The organism is Peterkaempfera podocarpi (genome assembly GCF_042466665.1).
Classification (GTDB): Bacteria; Actinomycetota; Actinomycetes; order Streptomycetales; family Streptomycetaceae; genus Peterkaempfera; species Peterkaempfera podocarpi.
In genome coordinates this window covers 2,880,966-2,900,461 of the sequence record NZ_CP162102.1, presented here as the reverse complement: position 1 = coordinate 2,900,461, position 19,496 = coordinate 2,880,966, and the positions used below count along the sequence as shown (strand labels likewise).

At 70.8% G+C, this 19,496-nt stretch carries 12 protein-coding genes and 2 pseudogenes; 9 read left to right on the top strand and 5 right to left on the bottom strand.

The window, feature by feature from the left end; genetic code table 11:
* Positions 1–4 precede the first annotated feature (4 nt).
* Positions 5–1,510, top strand: a complete 1,506-nt coding sequence (hflX, locus tag AB0761_RS12675; protein WP_377269085.1) for a GTPase HflX — start codon at positions 5–7, stop codon at positions 1,508–1,510.
* A gap of 84 nt (positions 1,511–1,594) precedes the next feature.
* Here the strand turns inward: hflX and AB0761_RS12670 are convergent, their stop codons facing one another.
* The gene (locus tag AB0761_RS12670; RefSeq protein ID WP_377269084.1) at positions 1,595–2,830 is read right to left on the bottom strand and encodes a trypsin-like serine peptidase; all 1,236 of its coding nucleotides are present in this window, start codon (positions 2,828–2,830) and stop codon (positions 1,595–1,597) included.
* Positions 2,831–3,273: 443 nt separating this feature from the next.
* Here AB0761_RS12670 and AB0761_RS12665 point away from each other — a divergent pair.
* From AB0761_RS12665 to AB0761_RS12650, 4 genes and pseudogenes are all read left to right on the top strand, one after another.
* Positions 3,274–5,124, top strand: a pseudogene (locus AB0761_RS12665) (IucA/IucC family protein); the annotation flags it as partial.
* A complete protein-coding gene (locus tag AB0761_RS12660; RefSeq protein ID WP_377274054.1) occupies positions 5,028–5,810 on the top strand; it encodes a GNAT family N-acetyltransferase in 783 nt (260 codons plus the stop codon). The pseudogene AB0761_RS12665 and the gene AB0761_RS12660, both read left to right, overlap by 97 nt.
* 218 nt (positions 5,811–6,028) lie before the next feature.
* Complete coding sequence (locus AB0761_RS12655; protein WP_377269083.1) at positions 6,029–7,903, top strand: IucA/IucC family protein; 1,875 nt, start codon at positions 6,029–6,031, stop codon at positions 7,901–7,903.
* A 13-nt stretch (positions 7,904–7,916) separates the two neighbouring features.
* Positions 7,917–10,049 (top strand): ATP-dependent DNA helicase, encoded by a 2,133-nt coding sequence (locus tag AB0761_RS12650; protein WP_377269082.1) that lies wholly within the window; start codon positions 7,917–7,919, stop codon positions 10,047–10,049.
* Positions 10,050–10,145: 96 nt separating this feature from the next.
* Here AB0761_RS12650 and lexA read toward each other — a convergent pair whose 3' ends face one another.
* The gene (gene lexA / locus AB0761_RS12645; protein WP_377269081.1) at positions 10,146–11,117 is read right to left on the bottom strand and encodes a transcriptional repressor LexA; all 972 of its coding nucleotides are present in this window, start codon (positions 11,115–11,117) and stop codon (positions 10,146–10,148) included.
* Between the two features lie 393 nt (positions 11,118–11,510).
* On the opposite strand from lexA, the gene nrdR reads away from it, so the two are divergent.
* The 4 genes and pseudogenes from nrdR to AB0761_RS12625 all read left to right on the top strand — a co-directional run bounded on the left by nrdR (position 11,511) and on the right by AB0761_RS12625 (position 16,923).
* Entirely contained in the window at positions 11,511–12,008 is a 498-nt protein-coding gene (nrdR, locus tag AB0761_RS12640) for a transcriptional regulator NrdR (RefSeq protein ID WP_377269080.1), read from the top strand.
* 101 nt (positions 12,009–12,109) lie between these two features.
* Positions 12,110–14,985 (top strand): annotated as a pseudogene (locus AB0761_RS12635) (vitamin B12-dependent ribonucleotide reductase).
* A 653-nt stretch (positions 14,986–15,638) separates the two neighbouring features.
* Positions 15,639–16,100, top strand: a complete 462-nt coding sequence (locus AB0761_RS12630; protein WP_377269079.1) for a hypothetical protein — start codon at positions 15,639–15,641, stop codon at positions 16,098–16,100.
* A 292-nt stretch (positions 16,101–16,392) separates the two neighbouring features.
* Positions 16,393–16,923 (top strand): AAA family ATPase, encoded by a 531-nt coding sequence (locus AB0761_RS12625; protein WP_377269078.1) that lies wholly within the window; start codon positions 16,393–16,395, stop codon positions 16,921–16,923.
* A 110-nt stretch (positions 16,924–17,033) separates the two neighbouring features.
* Here AB0761_RS12625 and AB0761_RS12620 read toward each other — a convergent pair whose 3' ends face one another.
* The 3 genes from AB0761_RS12620 to AB0761_RS12610 are packed head-to-tail and all read right to left on the bottom strand — an operon-like array spanning position 17,034 to position 19,001.
* Positions 17,034–17,657: an MFS transporter gene (locus AB0761_RS12620; protein ID WP_377274052.1), complete on the bottom strand. Its 624-nt coding sequence runs from the start codon at positions 17,655–17,657 to the stop codon at positions 17,034–17,036.
* Positions 17,552–18,172 carry a SidA/IucD/PvdA family monooxygenase gene (locus AB0761_RS12615; RefSeq protein WP_377274050.1) on the bottom strand — a complete coding sequence of 207 codons (621 nt, stop codon included), beginning with the start codon at positions 18,170–18,172 and terminating at the stop codon, positions 17,552–17,554. Before AB0761_RS12615 ends, AB0761_RS12620 begins: the two co-directional genes overlap by 106 nt.
* The gene (locus tag AB0761_RS12610) at positions 18,099–19,001 is read right to left on the bottom strand and encodes an FAD-dependent oxidoreductase (protein WP_377269077.1); all 903 of its coding nucleotides are present in this window, start codon (positions 18,999–19,001) and stop codon (positions 18,099–18,101) included. The genes AB0761_RS12615 and AB0761_RS12610 overlap by 74 nt, the downstream gene beginning before the upstream one ends.
* Between the last annotated feature and the right edge of the window lie 495 nt (positions 19,002–19,496).

The window sequence follows — 19,496 nt, the reverse complement described above, 5'->3', positions numbered from 1 at the left end:
CACGATGACCTCCACGTTCGACAACCGCGACCACTCCACCGGGCGTGTCGCACGTCGCCCGGAGGACCTCCGGGCAGCAGCCCTCATGGACGAGGACCTCGCGGTGATCGACGAGGACCTCGACTACGACGGCGAACAGTACGACCGCAGCGACCGCGCGGCTCTGCGCCGTGTCGCAGGTCTCTCCACCGAGCTCCAGGACGTCACCGAGGTCGAGTACCGGCAGCTCCGTCTGGAGCGCGTGGTGCTCGTCGGCGTCTGGACCGACGGCACGGCCGAGGAGGCCGAGACCTCCCTCGCCGAGCTCGCGGCCCTTGCCGAGACCGCCGGCTCCCAGGTGCTGGACGGTGTGATCCAGCGCCGTGAGCGCCCGGACCCGGCGACCTACATCGGCTCCGGCAAGGCGAGGGAGCTCCGGGAGATCGTCGAGACCGAGGGCGCCGACACCGTCGTCTGCGACGGTGAGCTCACTCCCGCCCAGCTGATCCACCTGGAGGATGTGGTCAAGGTCAAGGTCGTCGACAGGACGGCCCTGATCCTGGACATCTTCGCCCAGCACGCCAAGTCCCGGGAGGGCAAGGCGCAGGTCTCGCTGGCGCAGATGCAGTACATGCTGCCCAGGCTGCGCGGCTGGGGCCAGTCGCTCTCCCGGCAGATGGGTGGCGGTGGCTCGGGCTCCTCGGGCGGCGGTATGGCCACCCGTGGTCCCGGTGAGACCAAGATCGAGACCGACCGGCGGCGCATCCGCGAGAAGATGTCCAAGCTCCGCCGCGAGATCGCCGACATGAAGAAGGGCCGCGACACCAAGCGCCAGGAGCGCAAGCGCCACCAGGTGCCGTCCGTGGCCATCGCCGGCTACACCAACGCCGGCAAGTCCTCCCTGCTCAACCGGCTCACCGGGGCGGGCGTGCTGGTGGAGAACGCCCTGTTCGCCACCCTCGACCCGACCGTGCGCAGGGCGTCCACCCCCGGTGGGCGGGTCTACACCATCACGGACACGGTGGGCTTCGTCCGCCATCTGCCGCACCACCTGGTGGAGGCGTTCCGCTCCACCATGGAGGAGGTCGCCGACGCCGACCTCATCCTGCATGTGGTGGACGGGTCGCACCCCGACCCTGAGTCGCAGCTGGCAGCGGTCCGCGAGGTGATCACCGAGGTCGACGCACAGAAGGTGCCGGAGATCGTGGTGATCAACAAGGCGGACGCGGCCGATCCGCTGGTGCTCCAGCGGCTGCTGCGGCGTGAGCCGCGGGCCCTGGTGGTGTCGGCACGTACCGGCGAGGGCATCGACGAGCTGCTGAAGCTGGTCGAGGACGAGCTGCCCAGGCCCTCGATCGAGGTCGAGGCCCTGGTCCCGTACACCCGCGGCGACCTGGTCTCCCGGGTGCACGCCGAGGGAGAGCTGCTCGGCACCGAGCACACCGCGGACGGCACGCTGCTGCGGGCCAAGGTGTCGGCGGAGCTCGCGGCCGAGTTGGAGCGGTACACCGTGGCCACCGCACGCGGCTGAGCCACAGCACGGAGAGAAGGCCGGAGGGCGGGATCCTGGTGACAGGATCCCGCCCTCCGGCCTTCTCGCGCCGCGGCTGAACGGTCAGCCGGCCTTCTTCACAAAGTAGTTGAACATCTGCTGGGCCACCGTCCCCAGATAGGGACCGGCCTCCCAGGTCGGATGGTCCACCGGGCCGATGGAGTTGTTGCTCACCAGGCCGGTCTTGCCGTTGGGCATGGCGGCGAACCAGCCGCCACCGCTGGACCCGGCGGTCATGGTGCAGCCGATGGCGAGCATCGGCGGCCGGGAGGCGTCATAGGAGATGCGCACCGGCGGCACCGTGCTGCGGCACCGGTAGAGCTCCTGCCCGTCGAAGGGCTTGGCGGCCGGGTAGCCCCAGTTGGCCACCGGGGCCAGCTGCTGGCGGGGCGCATTGAACCAGACCGGGATGGCGCCGCCGACCGTCTCCTCCAGCGAGCGGCCGTCACCCTCCGGGTTGTGCACCCGCAGCACCGCGAAGTCGTACTGGCTGGACTTGTTGACCGGGCCGTGCGTGGCCGGCGGGCCCTCGGCCGCCCACTGCGGGGAGGTGACGATGCTGTCCGCCCACCACTGGCCGAGCGGGGCCAGCGCCTTGTCGAGCGACTGCTGACCGCCGCTGCCCACACCGGTGCTGTTGTAGCCCGGCACATACATGATGTGCTTGTACCAGTCGCCGCCCTTGCCGCCGTGCACACAGTGCCCGGCGGTCCACACCAGATTGCTCTTGCCCGGGTGGGCCGGGTCGGTGACCACCGTGCCGGAGCAGACGGCGGTGCCGTCGGGCTCGTCGAAGAAGATCTTCCCCACCGATCCGGGGTAGGGGCGGGCGATCGGGGTCGCCCGGATCGCTGCCGGCTCAGGGTCGTTGGGACCGATGCCGCCGCCGCTGCTGCCGTCGCTGTTGCCGCCGTCAGTGGTGCTGTCGCCTGTGGTGCTGCCGCCTGTGGTGCTGCCGCCCGTGGTGTTTCCGGCAGGGTTGTCGGACGGCGGGGTCTGGTCCTTGGGCTTGGCCTTCTTCATCTTCTCCGGGTCCCAGAGGCCCTTGATCACCGGATTGTTGAAGACATGCTCCTCGGCCCACTTGTCCCAGTCGTCGAAGTTCCAGTTCTTCAGCTCGTCCAGGCTGCTGGGCAGGCCGTCGAGCAGGCCGCTGGGCAGTGCGCTGGCGAGACCGCTCGGCAGCTCCGACGGCAGCCCGCCGATGTCGCCGCCGGGTGTGGCCTGTGCGGTGACCGAGCCTCCGGCGTCCGATGAGCCGCTCTTGTCGTTGCAGGCGGTGACGGAAACCAGGGTCACGCAGGCGAGTGCTGCGGCACCCAGGGCGGTACGGGTACGGGTACGTGTGCGGGTCGTGCGACGACGCAGGTCGCCCCTGCGTATGGGTGACATGGACTCAGTTCCCCCAGAGTTCAAGACACGGCTCGGCCGTCGTCGGTCGGCGACTACTGTCCCATTGCAGCGGGGGACGGCGCACGGCGACCCCTGGTTGCGATCGTTGACGAACAGTCACCGACCCGTGACAACCTTCGCGATTCCCCTACGTCGCAGCGGCGCCGACGGTTCACCTTTTCACCCTCAGGAATGAACTCCGCCGGATGGATCACTACTTCGAGTGGGTGTGAACTTGCCCTCCGCAGTCGAAGGAAGGTAAGCCTTACCCGCCACTTCGCGGAGGTGTCCGGGCTGCGCCGCTGCCGCCCCGCGCCACCCGGAACCCTCGCACCCAGCTGGAGGCGCCCGTGAACCACGCCCTCACCGGCCCGAGCCCCGCCGACCCGGTTCCCGCCCAGCAGACCGGTCCCGGGAGCAGGCACGGCTCCGATCCGCTGCTGCACCCGGACCCCGCCACCGCCGCCGACCATGCCGCGACCGAGAGCCTGCTGCGCTGCTGGGTGCGCGAGACCGGGGTGCCCGCACCCGGCGACGGAGTGCTGCGCATCCCGGTGGCCGCGGGCGCCGCCCGCCTCACCGTGCCCGTCAGGCACTGGTCCGCCGTGGGCTGGCACCGCTTCGGCCCCGCTCTCCTCACCCCCAGGGCACCGGTGCCCGGCGACGCCGCGGAACAGGAGGACCTGGCCGGCGCCCCGGTCGACGCCGTCACCACCGCAGCCCTGCTCACCCGGGAGGCCGGCGCCGAGGGCGCAGCGGGGATCGCCGACCTCACTGGCCGGGTGGCCGACTCGGTGCGCCGCACCGCGGAGTTCCTGCTGCACCGCCGCCGCAACCCCCGGCCGGCGGCGGGCACCGTCCCCTTCCCCTTCCTCGACGGGGAGCAGGCCCTGCTGCTGGGCCATCCCCTCCACCCGACGCCGAAGAGCCGCGACGGCATCGGGGACACCGAGGCCGCCGCCTACTCCCCGGAGCTGCGCGGCTCCTTCCGGCTGCACTGGTTCGCGGCGGACCGGTCCCTGGTGGCCGCCGACTCCGCACTGGAGACGGCAGCCCCGCGGATCACCGGCCATCTGCTCGGCGGCGCCGTACCGCTGCCCCCCGGTACCGTCGCGCTGCCGCTGCACCCCTGGCAGGCCCGTGAGCTGGCGCTGCGCCCCGCCGTCCGGGCGCTGCTGGAGGAGGGCCGGGTGCACGACCTCGGCCCGCACGGGGACTTCTGGTACCCCACCTCCTCGGTGCGCACCGTGTGCCGGCCGGGGACCCCCTGGATGCTCAAGCTCTCCCTGGGGCTGCGCATCACCAACTCCCGCCGGGAGAACCTGCGCAAGGAGCTCCACCGGGGGGTGGAGGTCCACCGGCTGCTGGAGAGCGGTCTGGCCGCCGAGTGGCGCAGCCACCACCCCGGCTTCGACATCGTCCGCGACCCGGCCTGGCTGGGCGTCGACCTGCCCGGCGCCGTCCCCGGTGCCGCGGGCGGCCTGGACACCGGGATCAGGCTCCAGCCCTTCGGGCCGGGCGACCGGGTGCTCTGTGTGGCCGGGCTGGTCGCCGAGCGCCCGCTGCCCGACCCGGCGGCACCGGAGCGGGACGCCGTCCCCTCGTATCTGGCCGATCTGTTGCACGGCCTGGCCCGTCGCACCGGCCGGGCGCTCGCCACCGTCGCCACCGAGTGGTTTCTGCGCTATCTGGACGCCGTGGTGCTGCCGGTGCTCTGGCTGGACGGCCGGGCCGGTGTGGCGCTGGAGGCGCACCAGCAGAACAGCCTGGTGCTGCTCGACCACGACGGCTGGCCGGTCGGCGGCCGCTACCGCGACAACCAGGGCTACTACTTCCGCCGCTCCAGGGCGGCGGCCCTGGAGGCCAGGCTGCCCGGTATCGGCACGCTCAGCGACACCTTTGTGGACGACGCGGTGGCCGATGAGCGCTTCGCCTACTACCTGGGGATCAACCATCTCCTCGGCCTGGTGGGGGCGTTCGGCTCGCAGCGGCTGGCCGACGAGCGCCTGCTGCTGGCCGCGCTGCGGCGCTTCCTGGCCGCGGACCGTACGGCGGCCACCGGCTCCACCCTCCCGGCCCGGCTGCTGGACTCCCCGACCCTGCGCTGCAAGGCCAATCTGCTCACCCGGCTGCACGGGATGGACGAGTTGGTCGGTCCGGTGGAGACCCAGTCCGTCTATGTCACCGTCCCCAACCCGGTGCTGCGTGGCGCCGTGGGCCCCGTAGCAGCCGCCGCCGCGGGCCCCTCGGACGACCACGGCTCCGCCGGGGGCGGTGCCCGATGACCACCGTGCCCCCGGCGGACCTGCTGGACGGTGTGGGCGGCTGGGGGGTGATGGCCACCGCAGCCGGGGCGTTCCGGCTGCGGCCGGTGAGGCTGCCCGACGACCTGCCGTTGCTGAGTGGCTGGATGAACGATCCGGCGGTGGCCGAGTTCTGGCACCTCGACGGTCCTTCCCGCATCATCGAGGAGCATCTGCGCGTCCAACTCGACGGCGACGGACGCAGCGTCCCCTGCCTGGGCGTTCTCGGCGGCCGCGCCATGAGCTACTGGGAGGTCTACCGGGCCGACCTCGACCCGCTGGCCCGCCACTATCCGGCCCGCCCCCATGACACCGGCATCCATCTGCTCCTCGGACCGGCCGACACCCGTGGCAGAGGACTGGGCAGCCTGCTGCTCCGGGCCCTCGCCGACCGGGTGCTCCGGGTCCGCCCGGCCTGCGACCAGGTCGTTGCGGAACCCGACATCCGCAATCTCCCCTCGGTCGCCGCCTTCGGCCGGGCGGGCTTCCGCCGTACCGTCGAGCTGCAACTGCCCGACAAGCGAGCCGTGCTGATGGTCCGTCGCCGCATCCGGCCCACAGCCGGTGCACTCCGCACCCCCTGAACCGCCCCCGGTCCCCGACCCCTTCCTCCCGGTCCCCGCCCCCGGTACCCGACCCCTTCCTCCCGGTCCCCGCCCCCACGGATCCCGCCCCCGCCCGCCGACCCGGGCCGGGACCGCCGATCCGCAGCCGGCCGCACCCCTGCCACGGCCACGCCGCCGTACCCGCGGACCACCCGTACCCGCACCATCCGGTCCTCCCCGTATCCCAGGAGCCCACCGTGCAGAAGTCCTCGGTCCACGACACCCCGCTGCACCTCCCGCCGCAGCTCACCCCGGCCCGCTGGCAGCAGGCCTGCCGGGCGCTGACGGCCAAGATGATCGCCGAGTTCTCCTATGAGGAGCTGTTCGCCCCGCAACTGCTCACCGTCGACGCGGTCGCGGCGGGCGGCCCCGCCCAGCCCTACCGCCTGGTGCTGCCCGACGGCGACTACCACTTCCTGGCCCGCCGCGGTGCCTACGGCAGCTGGCAGATCGACCCGGCGACCGTCAGCGCCCCCGGGGGAGCGGCGCCTGACCCGCTGCGACTGCTGCGGTCAGCCCGCCGGCGGCTCGGCCTGGCCGGGGACACCACCGGGCACCTGGTGCGGGAGCTGACCGCCACCCTGCTGGCCGACGCCCACCACGCCGGTAACGCGCTCACCGCCGCGGAACTCGCCGACCTGGACCACGCCGACCTGGAGGGGCAGCAGACCGGGCACCCCTGGATCGTCCCCAGCAAGGGCCGGCTCGGCTTCTCCGCCACCGACACCGCCCGCTGGGCACCCGAGTCCCGCATCCCGCAGCGGCTCCCCTGGATCGCCGTCCACAGCCGGATCGCCCGCTACCGGGGCACCGCCGAGCTGGCCACCCCGGACCGCCTCTACGACAGCGAACTCGACCCCGGTACCCGCGAGCGCTTCCACCAGGTGCTGCGCAGCCGCGGGGCCGACCCGGGCGACTATCTGCTGCTGCCCGTCCACCCCTGGCAGTGGGACGAGACCGTCGTCCCCCTCTTCGCGCCCTCGATCGCCGCCGGGGACATCGTCCCGCTGCCCGCCGACGGCGACCTCAGGCTGCCCCAGCAGTCCATCCGGACCTTCCTCAACATCAGCCGTCCCGACCGCCACCATGTGAAGCTGCCGCTCTCCATCCTCAACACCCTGGTCTGGCGCGGCCTGCCCACCGAGCGCACGCTGGCCGCACCCGCGGTCACCGCCTGGGTCCGCAGCCTCCACGACCAGGACCCCTTCCTGCGGGACGAGTGCCGGGTGGTGCTGCTGGGCGAGGTGGCCTCGGTCACCGTCGAGCACCCGGTGTACGGCGACCTCCCCGAGGCGCCCTACCAGTACAAGGAGCTGCTCGGCGCGATCTGGCGGGAGCCCCTCGCCGGCCGGCTGGCATCCGGCGAGCGCGCCCGTACGCTGGCCGCGCTGCTCCAGACCGGCAGCGACGGGCAGCCGCTGACGGCCGAGCTGGTCGCCCGCTCGGGACTGACCGCCCGCGAATGGCTGCGCCGGCTGTTCGCCGCGATGCTGCCGCCGCTGCTGCACTTCCTCTACCGCTACGGGACGGTCTTCTCCCCGCACGGCGAGAACGCCATCGTGGTCTTCGACCACCGGGACGTCCCGGTGCGGCTGGCGGTCAAGGACTTCGTGGACGACATCAACGTCAGCGACCGGCCGCTGCCCGAGCTGGAGACGATGCCGGCCGAGGTCTCCGGGGTACTGCTGCGCGAGCGGCCGGACTTCCTCTGCCAGTTCATCCACTCCGGGCTCTTCGTCGGTGTCTTCCGCTATCTCGCACCGCTGGTGGAGCAGCGGCTCGGGGTGCCGGAGGAGGAGTTCTGGGCGATGGTCCGCGCCGAGATCACCGGATACCAGCAGCGCTTCCCCGAGCTGGCCGGCCGGTTCGCCCTCTTCGACCTGCTCACCCCGCGTATCGAGCGGCTCTGCCTGAACCGCAACCGGCTGCTGCTGGACGGCTACCGGGACCGCCCGCAGCGGCCCCACGCGGCCGTCCACGGCACCGTGCCCAACCCGCTGCACCGTCCGGCCCCGCTGCCCGCGCCCGGCCGGTCCGGTGACAGCCGCACCACTGTCAGTGGTGCCCCGTAGGGTGGGGGGTGCCATGACGAACGACTCCCCACCCCCCGCAGCGGGGCCCGAGGCCGGGGCCGCGGACGAGACCGCCGCCCACGCCGTGCCCGATGCCGACCGTGCTCGTATCAGGGAACTCCTCCATGCCGCCGTCACCGCTGTCGGCGGCGTGGAGCGGCCCGGACAGGTCCAGATGGCCGAGGCGGTCGCCGACGCCGTCGCCACCGGCGAGCATCTGCTGGTCCAGGCGGGTACCGGCACCGGCAAGTCGCTGGCCTATCTGGTGCCCGCCCTCGCCCACGGCGACCGGGTGGTGGTCGCCACCGCCACCCTGGCCCTGCAGCGCCAGCTGGTCGAGCGCGATCTGCCGCGCACGGTGGAGGCGCTCCACCCGCAGCTGCGGCGCAAGCCGCTCTTCGCCATGCTCAAGGGCCGCTCCAACTATCTGTGCCTGCACCGGGCCAACGAGGGCGCCCCCAGTGACGAGGGCGAGGGCCTCTTCGACCCGGCGGAGGCCCTGGGCGGCCCCAGCAGCAAGCTGGGCAAGGACATCCTGCGGCTGCGGGACTGGGCGAACGACACCGAGACCGGTGACCGCGACGACCTCACCCCCGGTGTCTCCGACAAGGCGTGGGCGCAGCTGGCGGTGACCTCCAAGGAGTGCCTCGGCGCCAGCCGCTGCCCCTATGGGCAGGACTGCTTCGCGGAGGCGGCCCGGGAGCGGGCCAAGCTGGCCGATGTGGTGGTCACCAACCACGCCCTGCTGGCGATCGACGCCATCGAGGGCGCCCCGGTGCTCCCCGAGCATGAGTTGCTGATCGTCGACGAGGCCCATGAGCTGGTCTCCCGGGTCACCGGCGTGGCCACGGCGGAGCTCTCCGCCAACGCGGTCAACCGCACGGTCAAGAGGGCTGCCAAGCTGGCCAACGAGAAGGCGGTGGACGCCCTTCAGGCCGCCGCGGAGAACTACCACGGGCTGATGGAGATCGCCCAGCCCGGCCGGGTCGAGGAGCTGCCGGAGAATCTCGCCTATGCGGTGGCGGCGATCCGGGAGGCCTGCCGCGCCGTGATCACCTCGCTGGGCGAGGTCCGGGACAAGGCGCTCTCCGATGAGGACGCGGTGCGCAAGCAGGCTCTGGCGTCCGCCGAGACCCTGCATGACACCGCCGACCGGCTGCTGGAGGAGTCGCCCTACGACGTGGTGTGGATCGACCGCAGCGAGCGCTTCGGCCTGGGCGCCGCCTCGCTGCGGGTCGCTCCGCTCACCGTCTCGGGGCTGCTCAGGGAGCGGCTCTATACCGAGCGCTCGGTGGTGCTCACCTCGGCCACCCTCAAGCTGGGCGGCGACTTCGGCGGGGTGGCTGCCTCGGTGGGCCTGCCGCAGGAGGGCCGGCTGCCGGAGCAGCGCAGTGCGGACGAGCCGGAGCGGGAGACCGGCGAGGGGGCCCCGCCGGTGTGGCGGGGGCTGGATGTCGGCTCGCCCTTCGCCTATCCCAAGCAGGGGATCCTCTATGTCGCCCGGCATCTGCCGCCGCCGGGCCGGGAGCCCGACCGCCCGCAGATGCTGGACGAGCTGGCGGAGCTGATCGGTGCGGCCGGCGGGCGCACCCTGGGCCTCTTCTCCTCCATGCGGGCCGCACAGGCCGCCGCGGAGGCCCTCCGGGAGCGGGTGGACAACACCATCCTGCTGCAGGGCGAGGACACCCTGGGCGAGCTGATCAGGGCGTTCGCCTCGGATGCGGAGACCTGTCTCTTCGGCACCCTGTCGCTGTGGCAGGGCGTGGATGTACCGGGTTCGGCCTGCCAGCTGGTGGTCATGGACCGTATTCCGTTCCCCCGGCCCGACGATCCTCTGATGAGCGCCCGGCAGAAGGCGGTCGAGGAGGCCGGCGGAAACGGCTTCATGGCGGTGGCGGCGACCCATGCGGCGCTGCTGATGGCCCAGGGGGCAGGCCGGCTGGTGCGTGCGGCGGATGACCGCGGCGTGGTCGCCGTACTGGACCCACGGCTGGCGACGGCCCGCTACGGCGGATTCTTCCGCTCCTCGATGCCGGATTTCTGGTACACCACCGACCGCAATCAGGTGCGCCGTTCGCTGGCGGCCATCAATGGCTCGGCTCCTGAGCCCAAGCCGGTGGCCCGACGCGGCGTGGACAGCCGCTGACCGTCCACAGGCGCGACGAAGCCGCGGGCTCCGACCCCTGGGAGGGAGTCGGAGCCCGCGGCTTTCAAGGGCTCACCGGAGGGCGGTCCGCCGTCGTCAGATGCGACGCAGTACCGCGACCACCTTGCCGAGAATGGTGGCGTTGTCGCCGGGGATGGGCTCATAGGCACTGTTGTGAGGCATCAGCCAGATATGGCCGTCCTCCCGCTTGAGGCGCTTCACGGTGGCCTCGCCGTCGATCATCGCGGCCACGATGTCGCCGTTCTCCGCGACCGGCTGCCGCCGCACAGTGACCCAGTCGCCGTCGCAGATGGCCGCCTCGATCATCGAGTCGCCGCTGACCTTGAGTGCGAACAGCTCGCCGTCGCCCACGAGTTGGCGGGGCAGCGGAAAGACATCCTCGACGGTCTGCTCGGCAAGAATGGGGCCACCGGCGGCGATCCGGCCCACCAGCGGTACATAGGAGGTGGAGGGCCTGCCTGCCGTGTCCGCGGTATTCGGCCGGGCCACCTCCACACCGCGCACCTCATACGCGCGCGGCCGATGGGGATCGCGCCGCAGGAATCCCTTGCGCTCCAGCGCCATCAGCTGATGGGCGACGGAGGAGGTGCTGGAGAGGCCGACAGCCTGGCCGATCTCCCGCATGGACGGCGGGTATCCGCGGCGCTGCACGGAATCCCGGATGACCTCGATCACCCGGCGCTGCCGATCGGTCAGACCGGATTCATCGGTGCGGATTCCGGGCGGGCGGCCGGGAAGCGAGCGGGTCTGCACATCGTGATGACCGCTGTGCAGCACAGCGTCCTGTACCGCCGCATGTTCGACGGGCTGGTCGGGAACCCGACCGGACCCGGCGCTGCGCCGGTCGTCCTCACTACGGCCCATGGAACTCTGCTCCAGCGAATTCTGGGAGCGTTCCTGCACCGGGACGGTGCTGCTTTCTGCGGTGGTCACGGCGGCCCCTCTCGACGGATGTTCTCCCTCTATAAGCCAACGGTAGTTCCTATCGAAAGGTTGCGCCAAACACACGTTCGAGTGAATTTCCCGCGGGTCGCCTGACTTGATCAAGGTTCTGGGTGTATTGCCAGCACCGTGCAAGTGTTCGACAAGGGTCAGTCTAGTCGTGATCTCCGTCCCCGGCAGCACCTCCCCGAAAGCCCCGGAAGAAGGCCCCGCGACCCCCGCTCGAGCGACACTCCCGACCTCCGCGGAGTGTCCGGCTCCGGTCCTCCGCGCTGACCAGCAGCGATTGCGCGGGGTGAGCCGGAGGCTACGGACACACCCCCGCAGTGCTTGCAGCAGACCCCACATCTTGTGGCTAGAGTGATGCCCACGCCCACAGGTTGTGGTCCCCTCGGGATCCGGCCGTCCGGGCGTCGCCTACACTTGTCGCTGCTCCCGGGGTCAGAAACGGCCTCCGGGACCCGAGTGACGCCTGCTGCCGAAGGAGGGAGCCTTTCCATGCACTGCCCCTTCTGCAGGCACTCCGACAGCCGTGTGGTCGACAGCCGCACCACCGACGACGGCACCGCCATCCGGCGGCGCCGGCAGTGCCCCGACTGCAATCGGCGCTTCACCACCGTGGAGACCGCCACCCTGACGGTGATCAAGCGGAGCGGGGTCACCGAGCCCTTCAGCCGCGACAAGGTCATCTCAGGCGTGCGCAAGGCATGCCAGGGGCGGCCCGTCACCGAGGACGCCCTGGCGGTCCTCGGGCAGCGGGTCGAGGAGTGCGTGCGCTCCAGCGGCAGTGCCGAACTGTCCACCCATGACGTGGGTCTGGCCATACTCGGCCCGCTCAAGGAGCTGGACGTCGTCGCCTACCTGAGGTTCGCCTCGGTGTACCAGGCGTACGACACCCTCGAGGACTTCGAGGCCGCGATCGCGGAGCTGCGCGCGGAGCGGCCTCCCGCGGCGGAGGAGGGCACCGTTGTGCCCGCCCCCGCCCCTGCGCCCTGACCACCGGGGCGCCCAGGCCCCGCACGGGCCGTCTGATGCGAGAAAAGCGGTGCCCCGGGAAGTCGCGGGGCACTCAGGGCGTTTGCCCAGGAGGAGGAGAAGTGACCGATACGACGAGCGGCTCCGCACGCGGCTCACGTGCCAAGAGCGGCAAGGGCGGCGTGAAGGCCGGCCGGGGCCTTCAGGTTCAGCGCATCCACACGACCCCCGGGGTCCACCCGTACGACGAGGTGACCTGGGAGCGTCGTGACGTCGTCATGACCAACTGGCGCGACGGCTCGATCAACTTCGAGCAGCGCGGTGTGGAGTTCCCCGACTCCTGGTCGGTCAACGCGGTCAACATCGTCACCAGCAAGTACTTCCGCGGCGCGGTGGGCACCCCGCAGCGCGAGTGGAGCCTCAAGCAGATCATCGACCGGGTGGTGAAGACCTACCGCGCCGCCGGCGAGGAGAACGGCTACTTCGCCTCTCCCGACGACGCCGAGATCTTCGAGCACGAGCTGACCTACGCCCTCCTCCACCAGGTCTTCTCCTTCAACTCGCCGGTCTGGTTCAACGTCGGCACCGCCCAGCCCCAGCAGGTCAGCGCCTGCTTCATCCTGGCCGTCGACGACTCCATGGAGTCGATCCTCGACTGGTACAAGGAAGAGGGCATGATCTTCAAGGGCGGCTCCGGCGCCGGCCTGAACCTCTCCCGCATCCGCTCCAGCAAGGAGCTGCTGACCTCCGGCGGCAACGCCTCCGGTCCGGTCTCCTTCATGCGCGGAGCCGACGCCTCCGCCGGCACCATCAAGTCCGGCGGCGCCACCCGCCGCGCGGCCAAGATGGTCGTGCTGGACGTCGACCACCCCGACGTCGAGGCCTTCATCGAGACCAAGGTGAAGGAGGAGGAGAAGATCCGCGCCCTGCGCGACGCGGGCTTCGACATGGACCTCGGCGGTGACGACATCACCTCGGTCCAGTACCAGAACGCCAACAACTCCGTCCGGGTCTCGGACGAGTTCATGACCGCCGTCGAGCAGGGCGGCGAGTTCGGCCTGCGGGCCCGCCTCACCGGCGAGGTCATCGAGACCGTCGACGCCAAGAAGCTCTTCCGCAAGATGGCCGAGGCCGCCTGGGCCTGCGCCGACCCTGGCATCCAGTACGACTCGGTGATCAACCACTGGCACACCTGCCCGGAGTCCGGCCGCATCAACGCGTCCAACCCGTGCAGCGAGTACATGCACCTGGACAACTCCTCGTGCAACCTGGCCTCGCTCAACCTGATGAAGTTCCTGCGCGACGACGACAGCTTCGACGCCGAGCGGTTCGCCAAGGTCGTCGAGCTGGTCATCACCGCGATGGACATCTCCATCTGCTTCGCCGACTTCCCCACCGAGAAGATCGGCGAGACCACCCGGGCCTTCCGCCAGCTGGGCATCGGCTACGCCAACCTCGGCGCCCTGCTGATGGCCACCGGCCACGCCTACGACTCCCAGGGCGGCCGCGCCCTGGCCGGCGCCATCACCTCGCTGATGACGGGCACCGCCTACCGCCGCTCCGCCGAGCTGGCCGGCATCGTCGGCCCGTACGACGGCTACGCCCGCAACGCCGAGCCGCACCAGCGGGTGATGCGCCAGCACGCCGAGGCCAACACCGCCGCCGTCCGGATGGACGAGCTGGACACCCCGGTCTGGGCCGCGGCCACCGAGACCTGGCAGGACGTGCTGCGGATCGGCGCCGAGAACGGCTTCCGCAATGCCCAGGCATCGGTGCTCGCCCCCACCGGCACCATCGGCCTGATGATGGACTGCGACACCACCGGCGTCGAGCCGGACCTCGCCCTGGTGAAGTTCAAGAAGCTGGTCGGCGGCGGTTCGATGCAGATCGTCAACGGCACGGTGCCGCGTGCGCTCGGCCGCCTGGGCTACCAGGACGAGCAGATCGAGGCGGTCGTCGCGTACATCGCCGAGCACGGCAATGTCGTCGACGCCCCCGGCCTCAAGCCGCAGCACTACGAGGTCTTCGACTGCGCCATGGGCGAGCGGGCCATCTCCCCGATGGGCCACGTCCGGATGATGGCCGCGATCCAGCCCTGGATCTCCGGCGCGATCAGCAAGACCGTCAACATGCCGGAGAGCGCCACCGTCGAAGAGGTCGAGGAGATCTACTTCGAGGCCTGGAAGCTCGGTGTGAAGGCGCTCGCGATCTACCGCGACAACTGCAAGGTCGGCCAGCCGCTCTCCGCCAAGACGAAGAACGTCAAGGCGGCCGAGAAGCCCGCCCCGGCAGCCTCCGTCGAGAAGGTCGTCGAGTACCGCCCCGTGCGCAAGCGCCTCCCCAAGGGCCGGCCGGGGATCACCACCTCCTTCACGGTGGGGGGCGCCGAGGGCTATATGACGGCCAACTCCTACCCGGACGACGGCCTCGGCGAGGTCTTCCTCAGATGTCCAAGCAGGGCTCCACCCTCGCGGGCATGATGGACGCCTTCTCCATCGCCGTCTCGGTGGGCATGCAGTACGGCGTTCCGCTGGAGACCTATGTCTCGAAGTTCACCAACATGCGCTTCGAGCCGGCCGGTCTGACCGACGACCCGGACGTGCGGATGGCCCAGTCGATCGTCGACTACATCTTCCGCCGCCTGGCGCTGGACTTCCTGCCCTTCGAGACCCGTTCGGCCCTGGGTATCCACTCCGCGGACGAGCGTCAGCGCCACCTCGAGACCGGTTCCTACGAGCCGTCCGACGAGGACATGGACGTCGAGGGCCTGGCCCAGTCCGCCCCCCGCGAGCTGACCCGTCCCACCGAGGTGCCTGCCGCCCCCAAGGCGGCCGTGCAGCCGGTCCCGGTGCAGGTCCACTCCTCCACCGAGCTGGTCGAGGCCCAGCTGGGGCTGAACGCCGACGCCCCGCTCTGCTTCTCCTGCGGCACCAAGATGCGCCGCGCGGGCAGCTGCTACCTCTGCGAGGGCTGCGGCTCCACCAGCGGCTGCAGCTGAAAACGACCGTCTCCGGTGCGTCCCCGTGTGGCCAGTGACCCTCGGGCGAAGCACCGACTGATGGCAAGGTGACCGGACAGTGTGTCCCCGCAAAGCCCCCAAGGCTTTGCGGGGACACACTGCTTTCGGGAGGCGGCATGACACTGGACATGCCCGAGCAGCGGCCGATCGCTCATGTCGACGCACTCGTTGAGGCTGCCCCGGCCGGTTGACGCGCCCCTTGCCCTGCGAGTGACTCCGGCCTGCCCGAGGAGGCCCGGGAAGCGGTTCACTGGACGGCGAGTCTGTCCGCAGCGTGCGGGTGGTCGAAGGACGTGGGGCAGAAGCAGATCTGCAGACTGTGTCCGCGGGCCGGCGGAGGGACCCGGATCGATCCGGATGCCCGCCATCCACTGCCTCGAGCACCGGGCCTGAGGGCTGGTCAGCGTACGGAGTTTCTGGTGTTGCGGCAGCGGAACGCGGTGCTGCGCCGGCAGTGGGACGGCCCGGTTCGCCACAGGCCTTCCGACGGTGTGCGCGGCCCGCGTCGAGCCGGTACCGGGCCCGGGAAATCACAGCTCCCGGCCGCTTGACGCCGGTGCTAGTGTCAGCCCCCACATCGCCGCCACCGCCGCGTCGCGGTGGCGCCCGCATCCGACGGAGGACGACACCAGATGGCAATCCGCCGGGCCAAGCAAAAGGCCCAGGTCATCGAGAAGCTCAGCGAGATAGCGCCTCCCGGCGAGACCTTTGTGGCCTGCGTGCACGTCGAGACGGGCCCCAGCCCCTGGCTGAACGCAATCTTCGACGAAATTCCGTTCCTCGGTCTGGCCATCGCTCTGACCCGCAAGTTCTACTTCATCACCCTCACCAACACCTCGGTTGTGGTGAACGTCGCCAATCGCTGGACCAACCGCCCCGGCGAGGTCGTTGCTGTGTACCCGCGCGACGCCTTCCCGGTGAGCAAGGTCAAGCGGGGCAAGGTGTGGAGCGTCATGTACCTGCTCCTCCCCGGGAACCAGAACCCCACGCGCCTGAACCTGCACCGCTACTGGCGCGGGGAGTTCGACCAGCTCGCCACCGCCTTCCCGGCCGGCAGCATTCCGGCACAGCAGGGAGCCGGAGTCCAGGTCTGACCGTCCGGGTGCACACCGGCCGGCGCCACGCTGCCCCACCGCCCCCTGGAGGCGCGATGGTCGGAAGGCGCGGATCTGCGGCTGATGCATCGTCCGCATGACGAACTGCTCTGCGGATGTGCATCACGTGAGGGCGCCGACGGGAGTCGGCGCCCTCACGCACATCCGGCGCCCGGACCTGCATGGCCGTATGCGGCCTGTTCGGCGAGTCCTGGGAACCTCACGCGGGCGGGGTGCGTGGGGTTTTGTACGTGCGAGGTGCTGCCCGGGGTGCAGCTGGAAGGGAGAGCCTGTGATCGTCTGGGTGAACGGTGCATTCGGCAGTGGGAAGAGCACCCTGGTCGAGGAGTTGCGGCCGCGCTGGCCGGAGGCGTTGGTCTTCGACCCCGAGATGGTCGGGGCCGTCCTGAGCAGGATCGTGGACGTGCCCACCGGTGACTTCCAGGACCTGCGGCAGTGGCGGCGTCAGGTGGTGAACATGGCGGTCGGCCTGGTGGAGGAGTACCGGCGACCACTGCTGGTGCCGATGACCCTGGTGAATCCGGGGTACCTGGATGAGATCTTCGGAGCCCTGGAGGCGGCCCAGGTCGAGGTCCGCCACTTCTTCCTGAAGGTCCCGGAGGAGGTTCTGATCAGCCGTATCGACGGCCGAAGCTTCTTCCCGGACGATCCCGCGCGTGACGAGCAGGGCCGTGCCTGGTGCAAGGCCAGGATCAGGGCGTGTACCGCGGCGGTGGACGCCCTGCCGCAGGACACCGTGCTGCTGGACGGCGAGTCGACGCCGCAGGAGCTGGCCGAGGCGGTCCTCCGGCAGGTGCGCTGACCCGCGGACGGCTCCGCCGCCCGCCCCCAGGCGCGATGCCTTCGGGTCAGGCGGCGGACGCGGCCGTGCGCCGGTCTGCGCCCGCCGCCGCGCTGCGGTCCCGGCTGCAGTCAGGAGAGCGGCGAGTCCGTGAGGTCCGCGTCCCTGGGCGCGGGGATCGGGGCGAGGCGGGGGAGCGGTGTTCGGGAGAGCAGCGCGATGATGGCGGAACCCGCGGTCAGGGCGGCGCAGATGAGGATGATCTGCAGATAGCTGTGGGTCACGCCCTCCAGCCAGGCGCCGATCTGACTGCCGCCTGCCACACCGAGGGCGTGGACCATCCACACCAGGCCCATCGCGGTGCCCCGCACCGGGGCGGGCAGCACCTGGGCGATCCACATGGAGGTCGCGATCACGGACGCCAGACAGCTGAGTCCGAAGACGACGCCGAAGAGCAGCACCGTCGAGGGCATCGGGTTGACCGAGAGCACCAGCATCGCCAGGCAGCGGAGCAGATAGGCGCCGACCAGTACGGCCTTCACCAGCCCGCGGTCGCAGAGCCAGCCGGCGATCAGGCTGCCGCCCACCTCGCAGGCGCCGAGGACGGCGACGGCGCTGGAGCTGATGGCCGGGCTCATATGGTGATCCGTCATAAACGGTACGAAGTGCACATCGATGAAGGCCATGGTGAACCCGCACCCGACGAAGGCCAGTGCCAGATTGCGCAGTTGCTTCGCCTGGAGGCAGAGCCGCAGCTGTGCGGCGAGCGGCAGCGCCGCCGGCCTGGCCGCGGCTTCGGCGGAGTCCGCCGCGGGGTGCGCCGCGGGGTGCGCCAGCCGGTCGGACTGCCTGGGGTGAACGTCCCCAGGTTTATGAAGTCGTCAAGGCGGCCGACGGAGTGCAGGTAGTTGACGAACGAGAATTTGCTCGTCGGATTCCTGAGTGTCACCAGATCCTTGAGAAGGGACACCTGGCTCTGCGTCCAGGGCAGCAGCATTCCGCGCTGCCAGGCGACCTCGTGATGCGTGTCAACCAGAAGTGTGCCGAGTGCCGACGCCTCCGGCGCGAGTTCCTCCATGGCCACGGCCAGGGCGAGATTCGCCTGGCCGGCTCCGATTGCCAGGGTCTCTACTGTCCGGTGATTCAAGGGAGCATCTCCTAGCCTTGGCTTGAGGTGCGGAAACAGGGGGCCAATGTCAGCCCGCGGCCAGGTCGAGCAGTTCCGCCGCGGCCGTCCGGCTTGCCGCCGGCGCCGTCTTGGCGGCTCCACCGCTGCCACCGGTGAACGTGAACACCCCCCGGGTGCGGGGCACGGTTCGCAGACGCGGGCCACCGGAGGGGGCGTAGCAGTCGGACGAGGCCACAAGCCGATCCGGCCTGAGGGACTCCGGCGGCACCTGCAGCAGCTCGGCTCCGGCGGCGGCCACCTGTCGGGCGAGTGCGAGGTCCGGCGGGAGTCCGTCCGGCGGGACGTCCCAGTCCTCGCTGCCCAGGCCGAGCAGCAGGCCGCCGGCGCCATGGGGGCGTCCGTACAGGCCCGAGTTGTCGTCCACGAACACGTCGGGCACCGGCCTGTCGAGCCGGTATGTTCCGTACTGAATGCGTTTGGTGCGGAAGGAGCCGTCCAGTTCGGGCAGCAGTGCGGGGGTCCAGCCGCCGGCGGCAGCCACCACCAGGTCGAACCGGTGCCGTGTGCCGTCGGACAGCAGCACTGCGGCCTGGTCGGTCACCTGCCGCACTTCGGTCGGCAGGACCGGGACGCCCTGGTCCGCAAGCCGGTGCAGTACGGCGGTCCTGGCCAGGCCGGGGGAGAGGTGCCCGGCGAGCCGTTCCACGACGGCGAGTGCTCCGGGCGGGGTGCCGTGCAGGCCCAGGCGGGCTGCCGCGGTGGGGCCGGGCATCACCTCGGCCGAGCCGGGCAGCAGCTCATCCAGCAGTTTCACCTGCTCTGCCGGATCAACACCCGGGGGAAGCAGATAGGTCGAACCGGTCTCCTGATAGCCGGCGGATTCCGAGAGCCATGGATCGGCCTGCAGCTCCGCCATGCTCTCTGCCGCGGGGCGGCATAACTCAAGGTCGATCTCAAATCCCCGGACCATTCCCCCCGGAGACGGAGGTGGCATCGGCCGGTGTCCCGCCGGTGAACACTGTGATTTCGACGCCGGTAGCTGATCCGTATAAACGTCGGGCAATAAATGCGCCGGCGACACCGCCGCCGACCACGGCTATTCGCACGGCTTCTCCCCCTCGCCTCACGGCGCACCGCAGCCCTATTTCCCGGTGGATTCCAGCAGATGCCAGGTCCGGCAGTCAACGATCCTTTGCCCGGGGGCTGACCACCCCTCAGGAGGCAGGGTGACTGCTCTATGTGGATATTGGCCTTCTGCAGGCGATCGGCGCTGATCGGGGCGGGTGTCGGCAGTCGGTGTGCCCGGGGCGGAAGGGGCTGGATGTGTCCACTGCCTCCGTGGCCGGGAAGCACCGGGGGGCTGCGGATGACCTGTGTGCTTCCTGTGAGGGCTATGGACAGAAGCGGAGCGGACCGGTACACCAATACCCGACGTTTCGTCACAAGGGTGGGGATCCGGGGGGAT